This window comes from Aidingimonas lacisalsi (genome assembly GCF_008079445.1).
Classification (GTDB): Bacteria; Pseudomonadota; Gammaproteobacteria; order Pseudomonadales; family Halomonadaceae; genus Aidingimonas; species Aidingimonas lacisalsi.
The window spans coordinates 294,106-306,582 of the sequence record NZ_VRYH01000002.1; the positions used below are offsets into that span (position 1 = coordinate 294,106).

Sequence of the window (12,477 nt, forward strand, 5' to 3'; positions counted from 1 at the left end):
GCCGTTTCTGACCGATCCCGGCCATTCAGGGTTAGGAAAAAGTGATTGAGATGTGTCGTTCTACAGAAATATATCCGTGGAGTGGAAGAGCTTCAGACGAAGATTAGGATAACCCTCATGTTGATAAGAAAGTTTTCATCCTCTCAATAATTGTCGCGACAGTAATCGGCATATTGGTTGCCTTTTTTGCGACTACTTTGATTCCGGGATTCGCTGATCTAAGTCCGCTGATAAAGGGAGCCATAATCGGTGCATTTGCTGGTCCCGTCTATCCGTTGTTGGTCCGAAGGATCCGGGGTTGAATTGGCCCACGATTGTCATGCTTTTCCCGTTGCGCCTACGGTTCCGTTACAAAGCCGAGGTTGCTGCGGGCGTAAGATGCAAGTTCTCCACGCTCACTTCTGATCCCTCTCCTCTGCACCTGTTGTCGAGCCCCTGTACCCAATCCACGCATGTTCACTCACTAATCCCCAACCCACTCACTCTGACGACGCTTCGTTGCACGGCGTCCTGCAATATCCCCCGCCCACTTTCCACCAGCGTCAACCAGTGCCTGGCACGGGTGATGCCGGTATAGATCAACTCACGGGTGAGAATCGGGTTGGGGGCATCCGGCAGTAGCAGGGCGGTGTGGATAAATTCCGAGCCCTGGGATTTGTGCACGGTCATGGCGTAGACAGTTTCCACCGCTTGCAGGCGGCTGGGCAGTACCCATTTGATGGGTTTTCTCTGGTCGCCGGTGGGGAAGGCGACGCGCAGCACGTTGCGCTCCGGCTCATGGGGGTGCGGCAGGGCGAGGGTGATGCCGATATCGCCGTTCATCAGCCCCAGGCCGTAGTCGTTGCGGGTCACCAGTACCGGGCGGCCGAGGTACCACAGGCGCTTGCCTTCCATGGTGTCGATCAGCCTGTGGCGTTCCAGCGCCTGGCGGATGCGTTCGTTCAGCCCCTCGATGCCCCAGGGGCCGCGGCGCAAAGCGCAGAGGAGCTGGAAGTTACCGTGGGCGTCGAGTACTGCCTGGGCCCAGTGGTCGAAGGCGTCCTGGGGGGCGTCCTGCGGCGGGCGTTGGTCGCGCAGCGTGTCGAGATAGTGGCGATAGCCCGTCGGCGGCGGCAGTGGCCGGCCCTTGAGCGTGCGGTCCTGGCCGGCATGGGGGAAGCCTTGCGGGTTGCCGTTGACCACCAGGGTGTCGAGGTCGCTGTCGGGGCCATTGCCGTGTGTTGCCGTGTGCAGGCGGAGGTGGGCCAGGTCGGCATAGCCGTGCTCCAGGATTCGCTGCACGCTCCGGAGTTTCTCGCTGTCGGGCCGGTCGGCGTTGACGGCGCCGGCCAGTTGACCGATGCCGCTGTCGGCGTCGAAACGGTGGCTGACACGCAGCATGGCGATGGCCTGGTCCAGCGGCCGGCCGTCGCGATCGATGACGTCTTCGGGCAGTGCCTGGCCGGTGGCGGCTTGCAGCCAGTCGGCGGTGTCCGGCGTGTAGTGGCCGCCGTCGGCGCGCGCACACAGGTCGCCAAGGACCGAGCCGGCTTCCACCGAGGCGAGCTGGTCCTTGTCGCCTAGCAGGATCAGCCGGGCGCGGCCGGGCAGGGCGGTGAGCACCGCGGCCATCATCTCCACGTCGACCATCGAGGCTTCGTCGATCACCAGTACGTCGAGCGGTAGAGGGTTGCCGGCGTGGTGGCGGAAGTGCCGGGTGTCGGGGCGTGAGCCAAGCAGGCGGTGCAGCGTCGTCACCTCGGAGGGGATCTGCCGCCTGAGCGTCTCGGGAGAGTCGTTGAGTCCATCCAGTGACAGGTCTTCCACCTGCCCGGCGATCGAGGCGTTGAGGCGCGCAGCGGCCTTGCCGGTGGGGGCGGCGAGGCGGATGCGCAGTGGGCGTTCACTGTCGCTGAAGGCCAGGGTCTGGAGCAGGGCGAGCAGTTTGACCACGGTGGTGGTCTTGCCGGTGCCGGGGCCGCCGGTGATGACGGCGAAGCGTGAACGGGCGGCGAGGGCGCAGGCGGTTTGTTGCCAGTCGTAGGGTGTGTTGCTCGAGGCCGGGAACAGGGTACCGAGTATGGAGGCGAGAGCGGTGGTATCAGCCGGGCGCCTGGCGGCGCCATCGCGGCTAAAGCCGCTCCCACAAGGGGGAGTGGTTCCTTCAGTGGCGTTGCCAGAGGGCCGCTTGGTGGCGTCATTCGGACGCCTGTCGGCGCTATCGCGGCTGAAGCCGCTCCTACACAACTCATCGGAGTCCGAGAGTCTGATGGCGATCCGTTCTCGGATATCCTGTTCGTATTGCCAGTAGCGGCGCAGGTAGAGGCGCGTGCCGTTGGCGTGGTCGATGGCGACCAGCGGGGTGTTGCCGGGGCCGCTGGCGACCAACTCGGGATGGTTCAAGGCGGCTTGCCATTCGGCCAGCGTCAGGCCGTCGAGTACCTGGCTGGGCAGTGGCGGTGCGTCGCTGCCGTCGTCGCCTTCCGGGGGTAGCGAGAGGGCGAGGTCGGGGGCGTCCAGGGTGTGGGCCAGCTCCAGGCACACATGGCCACGGCCGAGCTGGTGGCTGGCCAGCGCGGCGGCCAGCAGCAGCGGTGCGGGGGCATCCGGCACTTCGCGGTGCAGAAAGGCGACGAAGGCACGGTCGAGGGCGCGCAGCCAGCCGCGGGCCACCCATTGGTCGAGCAGGGCCAGCAGGGCAGCGGGGTCGCTGCACGCCGGATGGGCATCCTGGGTCGTGGCCGGTGTCATGCGCTGGCTCCTTCGGTGTCGCGGGTGGAGGGCGATGCCTGAAACAGCGCGTCGAGCTGTTCGATCAGTTCGCGCGGGGGGCGTTCGCGGTGCACGCCGCGCGAGGGGGCATGCAGGCCGCGCAGGAACACATAGGCGACGCCGCCCACGTGGCGCTCGTAATCGTAGTCCGGCAGGCGTGACTTGAGCAGCCGGTGCAGCGCCAGGGTGTAGAGCGCGTATTGCAGGTCGTAGCGCTTGTCGAGCACGGCAGCCGCCATGGCGTCGGGCGTGTAGGCGCTGTCGTCCGGTCCCAGGTGGTTGGACTTCCAGTCGAGCACGTAATAGCTGCCTTCGTGTTCCACCACCAGATCGATGAACCCCTTGAGCATGCCGTTGAGGGTGTCGGTGTCGAGCGCCGGGCGTGGGGCGCCGGGGAGTATGTAAGTACTTACGGGGGCGTCCAGTGCTCGGGTGTCGACGTCATGCGCGGCGAACCAGAATTCCATCTCCACCTGGTAGCGGGTGAGGCGATCCAGGCGCAGCGTGGGACGTGTGCCGTCCGGTTGCTCGGGCAGCGGCAGCTCGGTGGCCAGCAGGTTCCACAGCCAGCTCTCGAGGGCCGGAATCCACTGCTGCCAGCCGCGCAGGTTGGCGCGCCGCGCCAGGGTGTCGTTCAGCGCGTCGGGCTGCGCTTGCAGTCGTTCGAAGCCTTGGTGGCCGGCCCATTCGAGCAGGCCGTGCAGGAAGGTGCCGGTGGCCGGGCCCCTCTGGAAATGGTGTAGTGAGCCCTCGCTTCGTCCGTTCACCGCAGGGCTCGGGGCTCCCTCGGTGAGCTCGTCGCGTATTTCGCGGGCAGTGGCTTCCAGTGCGGTCGTGGGTTCCGCGTGGTCGCCGGGGTGTTGAAGGGTGTCGGTATCGTCCGCGTTGAAATCCGCGAGTTCGGGCGCCAGGGCCTGTTGGCGAATGCCGGCTCGCAATGCCGAGTAGCTGGCGATCCACCAGTGCTCACGAGCACGACGTGCGGGCGTGCGCGCGGGTGCCAGGGGGGCCGTCTCGTCGGCCCATGTCACGCGTCGTTCGCCGACCGGCGGCGCGTCTTCGACGGCGATGGCGTCGCAGTCGCCGCGCAGGGTGTCGAGGGTGGCACGCAGCGCCTGCGGTGCGATGGGCTCGCCGGCATTGAGCAGTTGGCCGATGGCACTGTTCTCCAGGCCCTGGAGTGGCGCCATGCCCAGCCAGGTGGCGTGGCGGGCGCGGGTCAGCGCCACGTAGAGCTTGCGCAGGTCCTCGCCGAGGCGCTCGTGGTCGGCGCGGGCCAGGATGGTGTCGTCGGCGCTCAGCGAGACGCGCGCGTTACCGTCATCGTCGTGCCAGCGCAACGGCGTGTCTTTGGCCTTGGTCTCGCGGTGAGCCCCGATGAAGGGCAGGAACACCAGCGGGTATTCCAGGCCCTTGGACTTGTGGATGGTGATCACCTGCACCAGGTCGGCGTCGCTCTCCAGGCGCAGGCGGTGGGTGTCGTCCTGGCCCACTGGATTGGCGCGCGTCTCGGCCAGGTAACGAATCAGGGCATGTTCGCCGTCCAGCTCCAGGCTGGCCTGCTGGAGCAGTTCGCCGAGGTGCAGCAGGTCAGTAAGCCTTCGCTCACCATCAACGAAGGTCGGCACGGACGCATCACTGCTTTGCTCGGCGCGCGTCAGCTCATCCGTCATCCCGTGCGACGATTCGTTGGTCGGCTGATGTTGAAGTAGCCGGCTAGCGACGTCGAAGTCGTAAAGGATCTTACGCATCATGGGCAACACGCCCTGGCGTTGCCACAGGCGGTGATAGTCGCGGAACTGCAGCACCCGCGCTTCCCAGGCCAGTTCGTTGCGGTTCAGGTCATCGAGTTCGGCAAGCGACAGCCCCAGGCACGGCGTGGCCAGGGCGGTGCGCAGGGCGCGGTCGTCGTCCGGGGCACTGGCGGCGTGCAGCCAGGCTTCCAGCTCGCCGGCGGCGGAGCTTTCGAATACGCCTTCCTTGTCCGAGAGGTAGACGCTCTTGATTCCGCGCCGAGCCAGGGCGGTACGGATCGTGCTGGCCTCGTTGGCGTTGTTGACCAGTACCGCCAGGTCGGAGGGGGCGAGCGGCGTGAAATCGTCGGGCGAGCTGAAGCCGGCCCGCCCGGCCTGGGCGTCGCTCAGCAGGTCGGTCATATGGCTGGCGCAGCGCTCGGCCATCTCTGCAAGGTAGGTGGTCTTGGCCAGCGGTTCCTCGGCATCGAGATGCCATAGCGTCAGCGCCGGCAGTGGCAGGCCGTCGCGGGTGAGTGAGTCCTTGCGTCCCTTGGCGTTCACGGCCACGAAAGGGACGGGATTGTCGCCGTTCGCATCGCGGAACAGGAACGCACCCTGACCGCGTGGGTCGTCTTCGGCGTACTGGAAGCAGCGGTTGACCGCATCGACCATCGGCCGGCTGGAGCGGAAGTTGGTACCCAGCGTGACATGGCGGCCGGCGGTATCGCGCCGGGCTTGCAGGTAGGTGTGGATATCCGCGCCGCGAAAGGCGTAGATGGCCTGTTTGGGGTCGCCGATCAGCAAGACAGCGCTGGCGTTCGGGGTCGTATTGTCGCCGGCATCGTGGGCCAGGCGATAGACACGGTCGAACAGCCGGTACTGGATGGGATCGGTGTCCTGGAACTCGTCGACCAGCGCGACCGGGAACTGGGTGCGGATACGCTCGGCCAGGGTGTCGCCGGTCGGGCCGGCAAGCGCTCGGTCGAGATGGGTGAGCAGGTCGTGGGGTCCCATCTCGGCGCGACGTTGCTGGGCCTGCTCGCGGCGCTCGGCCATCCAGTGCACGGCGTGCGCCAGCAGGTCGGGATAGGCGTTGGGCAGAGATTCCAATTCGCTGGGTAGATTCTTGAACGCGGCAAAGGCGGGATGCTCTGGTGGAGTCTCTTTCCATATTTCAGCGATCCCTTCCGGTGTCAGGCGATGCCAGACTGCTGCCTTCTTATCAAGTTCAGGCCATATCAGATCACTAGTGGCCCATTCGCGGATCTTTTGTAGCCAGTTGTTGCGGTGATCCTTGCGCATCTTGTTGCCAGCGAATGCCTTGGCCTGTTGCCCTTCATCGAAAAGCTGGGCTAGTTCGTCGACCCACGCGGGCCACGGGGCCTTGAGTTCATCGAGTCGGCGTTGTTGTTGTTCGCGCACCCGCGCCAGGGTCTCGGTGGGGGGAGGCGCCGCCGGCAGGGCCGCCGCGTCATCGCGCAGCCGGGCGACGGCAGCGTTCAGGGCCTCCGGTGTCTTCCAGTATTGCGTCACGATCTCCAGGTCGTCGCGCGACAGGGCGTAGTAGAAGCTGCGCCAGTAGTCGCGTGCCACCTCCAGTTCCAGTTCCGACTGATCGGTCTCCAGGTTCAGCGAGAACAGGCTGCCGCTGTCGAAGGCGTGCTCGCGCAACATGCGATAGCACCAGCTATGAATGGTGGAGACGGCGGCCTCGTCCATCCATTCGGCGGCGAGTTGCAGGCGCCGGGCCATCGCCGCCCAGTTCTCGTGAGGGTAGCTGTCGCGCAGGGCGATCAGCGGGTCCGTAGTGGCTCCGGGGGCAGGCCTCTGCGAGGGCGCTGTAAACCCATCCTTGGGCGCTACTTTTTCCATCCCTGGAAAAAGACCCTCGCTTCGACCAGCCCCTGGCTCGCCTTGGGCATCTTCTCTGTCGATGGTACTGGCGTCGGTTGACGCGTCTCCGGGCGTCTGAAGAAAAACCTCCGCCGCTTCGACCAGCCGTGCCCGAATGCGGTCGCGCAGTTCCTGGGTGGCGGCGTTGGTGAAGGTGACCACCAGGATCTCCGGAGGGGTCAGGGCGCGCGGGAAGCTCGCGCTGTCGTCGGGCGAGCGTGGGCCGAGCACCAGGCGCACGTAGAGCAGGGCGATGGTGAAGGTCTTGCCGGTGCCGGCGCTGGCCTCGATCAAGCGGTTGCCGGTCAGCGGCAGGCCGATCGGGTCGAGCGTCGGTGGCGTGTTGTCGTGATGCACGTCGCTCATGACCGGCCTCCCTGGCCGCCGTTGCCCTTGGTGTTCGTCTTGACCTCGCCATGCAGCGGCGCATAGAGCCGTTCGGCCAGGTCGGCGAAGGCCTGGCCGTCGTTATCGATCAGGGCCTGGAAGCTGCTCCATTGGCGTGCCAGGTAGGGATCGCGCCCCCATTCGCCGGCGTTGTAAGCGTCGCCGTCGAAGGTTTTGCGCGTCGCCTCGAGCGCCTTGAGGTCGTCTGCCTCGGCGCTGGAAGCGAGGCAACGGCGCATGGCCTCCGGCGTGCCGCCCTTGTCTATCCAGACCAGGGCCGTGTCGCGCGCCTGGGGCAGTGGCTCGGCCATGCCGGCTTGCCAGGCAGCCGCGATCGCTTCCAGGTGGCGACGTGCGGTGTCCGCCGGCAAGGGGGGCAGGGTGCCTTCACCGGCACGCGACAGTAGCTGGGTGGTCATCGGGCCGATAGCGAGCTGTGCGGCCAGGTGCGTGACCCATGGGCGCATCCAGTGCTTCCAGTTGTGTCGGCGGTTGTTGATCAGGCTGCTGGAGAGCAGCAATACTCGACAGCAATCGCCGCTCTCGTTCTCGCGTAGCTCGTCGAGCCAGTCTTCCAGCGCCAGTTCGCCGTGGGGCGTGGCCAGGGTCAACGACACCGGTGCCGGTTCGGATACGTTATGCGGCCACGTTTCCAGGACGTCCGCATAGCGTTCGAACAGCGTGTCCATCGGCTCGATCAGCGCCTCACGCATGCGCTCGGCGAAGCCGCCCATGGCGAGGCGACCCTGGCGCTGCAGTCGTTCCAGCGTCTCGAACATCGCCGCCTCGCGGGGTTCACCGGCTTCCACCGCCTGGCGCTGGGCAGTGATCAGCTCGTGCTGCAGTTGCCAGTGTTCCAGGCCGTCCAGGGCGAAGGGTTCGTTGTCCAGGCGGCTGACCGCTTCCTGCTCGAGGAACACCTTGAGCCGGGTAGTGAAGAAGGCCTTGACCGGCTCGCTGAGAAAGCCGCCCAGTTGGGCGAGCGTCAACGGTGAGTCTTGCTGGAAAGCCGTCAGCTCGCGTTCGGTTTCCGATGATTGCGGTGACTGTTCTTCATGCACCTCGCGCCACTCCTGGGCATAGGTGAACAGCTCGCTCTGGCTCTCGAAGTAACGCCGGCTGAAGGGCTGCAGCGGGTGTTCGGTAGTCAGCGCCTCGAGCAGTGCGGTGCCGGCGTCCCCTTCCGGTTCATGACCGGCCAGGCGCCAGCCGCGCGTCAGGTGGTCACGTAGCTGGCCGAGCAGCACCGAGGGCGGTTTCTCGGCGTTGTCGACGATGCTGCGTCCCACCCAACTGATGGTCAGGCGCTCACGCGCCGAGAGCAGCGCTTCCAGGAACAGGTAGCGGTCGTCCTCGCGCCGCGAGCGATCGCCGGGGCGGTAGTCTTGACCCATCAGGTCGAAGTCGAGCGGGGGCTGGGTGCGCGGGTAGTCGCCGTCGTTCATGCCCAGCAGGCACACCTGGCGGAAGGGAATGGCGCGCATCGGCATCAGCGTGGCGAAGTTCACCGCCCCGGCCAGGAAACGCTGCGACAGGCTGGCTTCGTCGATCTGGCCAAGCCAGTGCTCACGTACTACGGAAAGCGGCAGTGGCTCGGCGAGCTCGGCCTCGTTGGCGCTCTCCTGCCAGCTTTCCAACGCCTGTTCGAGCTGGGTGAGCAGCAGCATGTCACGGTCGTCGAAGGGTGTGAAGCAGGCGGCCAGCAGATCACGCAGGCGTTGGCACCAGGTGGGCACGTCCGCCGGGGAGGCTAGCGTGCGCCACTGCGCCTCCAGGGTGTCGAGCAGGCTGAGCAGCGGGCCGGCCAGCGACGCTTCCAGTCCGCCGATATCGTCGTACGGTTCGATATCGTGCCAAGGGCCTTCGCTGTCGGCGCCCACCGCATAGCCCAGCATCAGCCGGCGCAGGCCGAAGGCCCAGGTGTTCTGGGCAAGCCCACCGGGCAGATCGAGGCTGGCACGCTGTTCGGCATCCAGGCCCCAGCGGATGCCGGCACCTTCGATCCAGCGTGTCAGGGTGGGCAGGTGGTGCTCGTCAATGCCGAAGCGCTGGCGCAGTGCCGGAACGTCGAGCAGGTCAAGCAGATCGCTTACCGACAGGCGCAGTTCCGGCAGGTGCAGCAGCTTTTCCAGAGCGATCAGCAACGGCTGACGATGGCGATTGGCCTGGTCGGAAAGCGTGAAGGGAATATAGCGTGGGTCGTCGCGGTCGAGCCGACCGAAGACCGCCTGCACGGCGGCGGCGTAGCTGTCGATGTCCGGCACCATGACCAGGATATCGCGCGGCTTGAGGGTGTCGTCCTCGCTGAATGCGGCCAGTAGTTGGTCGTGCAGGATCTCGACCTCGCGCAGCGCGCTATGCGCGACATGGAAGCGCAGCGAGGCGTCGCGTTCGGGAACCACCGCCGGCCAGGTCTCGCGGGTTTCGTGTAGCGGGCGGAGTTCGCGGATATCCTCCTGCAACTGGTGCAACAGGCAGTCGTCGCCATGCGACTCGAACAGGTCGATGCGCAGGGCTTCACGCTCGAACAGCCCTTCGTAGGCCTGGCGCTCGTCGAACTCGTCGAGCAGGCGTAGATAGTCGCGGCCCTGCTTACCCCAGGCGGCCAGCAGCGGCTGGGCGTGCAGGTGCATGTCGCTGTCGTCGAGGTTCGCGGGCATGCCCGGCTTGGTGCGCTGGCGGCGGCGTTCGGCTCGCAGCAGGTCCTTGTGTTCGATGATATCGGCCCAGTAGTGCTGACAGGGATTGTGAACGCACAATACCACCTGGCTGACCTGCGCCATGACCGCCAGGGCTTCCAGGGTCTGCTGTGGCAGCGACGAGATGCCGAACACGATGACCCGGCGTGGCAGGCCGGCGGGACGTTGATCCGGTGTCAGTGTCCGGCTGGTGTCGAGAAAGCGGCGGTGCACGGCGGCGCGGCTGGACTCCAGGTCCTGCGCACCGACATCCTCGAGCAGGGTGCGCCACAAGATGGCTTGCCAGCGCTGGTCGTCGGCCAGCGGTGTGGCCTGACCACGGGCATCGATCAGTACGTCGTTGCCTTCGGCCCAGGCGTCGAGCCAGTCGGCGCGATAGACCTGGTACTGGTCGAACAGGTCGGCCAGGCGTTCGGCGAGCTGATGGCGCTTGCGCAGATCGCCGTCGTCCTCGAGGAAGCGTGCCAGCGCGGTGAAGGCGTCATGGACGATCAATTCGGGCAGCAGTCGCATCAGTCGCCAGGTCAGGTGCGCCTTGTCGAACGGCGAACTGGACGGCACGGCATCTTCGCCGAGCACCGCGCGGTAGGCCTGCCACAGGAACCGTGCCGGGAGGGTCACGTCCAGCGAGGCGGCAATGCCGCAGCCGCCCTGGGCCGGGTCTTCGGCCAGTGCCAGTTTCAGCCACTGGCTGATACCGTTGCTCTGTACCAGGATCACTTCGTTTTCCAGCGGCGCCAGCGGGTGACGCGTCATCCACTCCACCGCCAGCTCGCGCAGATCCTCCAGACGGTTGCCGTGTACCACCATGAAACCGGGTGGCGGAGAGTCAGCCTGAGCGGCGTCGGCGAACAGCGGCATGGCGATTCCTTTGCGAGCAAGACGGGGTCCTATAGTGCCGTAAATCGATGGAGGGATAAACGCGATCAAGGCCCCGAGTCGTGTCTGAAACGTCGACGAGCGCAGGCAGTTGTCGAACAATGTCTAGTATCAACGATGCTGACGTTACCAATGCAGGACTGGCTGGATGGCGAGATGAGCGTACCGAGTTTCGATATTGACACCCCGGTCGGGGTGATCTCCGATACCCACGGCAAGCTGCGTGACGAAGCCCTGACGATGCTGGAAGGCTGCGAGCTGATCGTGCATCTCGGTGATGTGGGCGGCAAGGTCGAGGACGAGGCCATCCTGGCACGCCTCGCCGACTTGGCGCCGCTCTACAGCGTACGTGGCAATATCGATACGCCAGCGTGGGCCGAGCGGCTGCCCATGACGCAGGACCTGGTCGTCAACGGCTGGCGTTTGCACCTGGTGCACGATATTGCCGATTTCGACCCGCAAACGCCTTGTGAGGCAGTGCTCCACGGCCATTCCCACAAACCGCGTCACGAGTGGCAGAGCGGTCGCCTGTTGTTCAACCCCGGCAGTGCCGGCAAGCGTCGTTTCAAGCTGCCGATCACGCTCGGCAAGCTATGGGCCGGTGAGCGAAGCTTGCGCGGTGCGATCTTGCATATACCGCTGTGAAAGCGACCGGGTGATGCCCGGATGCACACGATTGTCTGATTTACAGCCGGTAATGTCGCCAACTACCGTCAAATGATCCGATCTTGAACCGACTGGTCGGTTCTTTCATGGTGAGGTGGCGCGCCGGTTATGCAACGAACATCAGTGGATGAGTTGGACAAACGCGACCCCGAGGGTTGCTGGCGCGGCCTGGCGGTGTTGGCCAGCGCCAAATTGCTGGCGATGACCACCTGGTTCTCGGCTACGGCGGTCGTGCCGCAACTCGAGCAATACTGGCAACTGGGGCCGGGGCAGGCGGCGTGGCTGACCATCGCGGTGCAACTGGGCTTCGTTGTCGGGGCGTTAGGCTCGGCATTGATGAGCCTTTCCGATCGCATGTCGCCTCGCCGCTTGATGCTGTGGGGTGCGACAGGCGCCGCCGTGGTCAATACACTGCTGCTGGTGGTCGAGGCATTCTGGCCGGCCATCGTCTTGCGTCTGATCACCGGTGCCTGCCTGGCAGCCGTCTATCCGCCGGCGATGAAGGCCATGGCGACCTGGTTCCGGTTCAAGCGAGGCACCGCGCTGGGCATCATGGTCGGTGCCTTGACGCTGGGGTCGGCCGCGCCTCATCTCGTCAATGGCCTGGGTGGCCTGGACTGGCGAGTGGTGATCATCGCCACGTCCGTGTTGACCCTGACGGGCGGCCTGATGGCTGAGTTCATCGGGCGTGACGGCCCGTTTCCGTTTCCACGCGCGCCGTTCGATCCCGGCAAGGCCTGGCAGGCCTTCACCGACCGCAAGGTACTGCTGGCATCGCTTGGCTACTTCGGCCATATGTGGGAACTCTATGCCATGTGGGCCTGGTTCTCGGTTTTCTTTACCCATGTGCTGACCACCCATGATATCACCGACCCCGGGCGCTGGGCGGCCTATGCCACCTTCGCCGTGATCGGCATCGGTGCGGTGGGCTGTCTCGTGGGCGGCTTGTTGGGCGATCGCTGGGGGCGCGCCAAGGCGACATCGCTGGCGATGGGGCTCTCCGGCGGTTGCGCGCTGATCATCGGGTTCCTGTCCGGCGCGCCCATCGCGCTGGTACTGGCGGTGGGATTGATCTGGGGCTTCTGGGTCGTGGCGGATTCGGCGCAATTTTCGACGCTGGTAACCGAGGTCGCCGATCAGAGCTATGTCGGCACCGCCCTGACGTTGCAATTGGCGATCGGTTTTACCCTGACGGTGCCGACGTTATGGTTGATCCCGATCGTCGCCGATGCGTGGGGGTGGGGAGCCGCTTTCGCCTTGCTCGCCATCGGGCCGGCCCTGGGGATCGTTGCCATGCTGGGAACTACCAATCCTTCCTCGTAATGGCAGTGACATTGCCTGTGCAGGAACGCGAGACGACGTGCTCGCCGACGCACTTCGCTCATGGATGTGCCACTCAGCACTCGACGGCAAAGGGATCTTTGGTTAAACGGTAATTGAACGTTATGACAATATGATGAAATGTC

The 12,477-nt window shown here is 65.4% G+C and carries 5 protein-coding genes; 2 read left to right on the forward strand and 3 right to left on the reverse strand.

From position 1 onward, the window contains the following. Positions 1-456: 456 nt before the first annotated feature. From recD to recC, 3 genes are read right to left on the reverse strand one after another with little or no spacing between them, the layout of a single operon-like run. Positions 457-2,730, reverse strand: a complete 2,274-nt coding sequence (gene recD, locus FVV99_RS04630) for an exodeoxyribonuclease V subunit alpha (RefSeq protein ID WP_148252868.1) — start codon at positions 2,728-2,730, stop codon at positions 457-459. Next, positions 2,727-6,746 (reverse strand): UvrD-helicase domain-containing protein, encoded by a 4,020-nt coding sequence (locus tag FVV99_RS04635; RefSeq protein WP_148252869.1) that lies wholly within the window; start codon positions 6,744-6,746, stop codon positions 2,727-2,729. The genes recD and FVV99_RS04635 overlap by 4 nt, the downstream gene beginning before the upstream one ends. Then, on the reverse strand, positions 6,743-10,327 hold the full coding sequence (gene recC / locus FVV99_RS04640; protein ID WP_148252870.1) for an exodeoxyribonuclease V subunit gamma: 3,585 nt from the start codon (positions 10,325-10,327) through the stop codon (positions 6,743-6,745). The genes FVV99_RS04635 and recC overlap by 4 nt, the downstream gene beginning before the upstream one ends. A gap of 174 nt (positions 10,328-10,501) precedes the next feature. On the opposite strand from recC, the gene FVV99_RS04645 reads away from it, so the two are divergent. Then, positions 10,502-10,990: a metallophosphoesterase family protein gene (locus FVV99_RS04645; RefSeq protein WP_148253177.1), complete on the forward strand. Its 489-nt coding sequence runs from the start codon at positions 10,502-10,504 to the stop codon at positions 10,988-10,990. Between the two features lie 129 nt (positions 10,991-11,119). Beyond that, positions 11,120-12,334: an MFS transporter gene (locus tag FVV99_RS04650; RefSeq protein ID WP_148252871.1), complete on the forward strand. Its 1,215-nt coding sequence runs from the start codon at positions 11,120-11,122 to the stop codon at positions 12,332-12,334. Positions 12,335-12,477 lie beyond the last annotated feature (143 nt).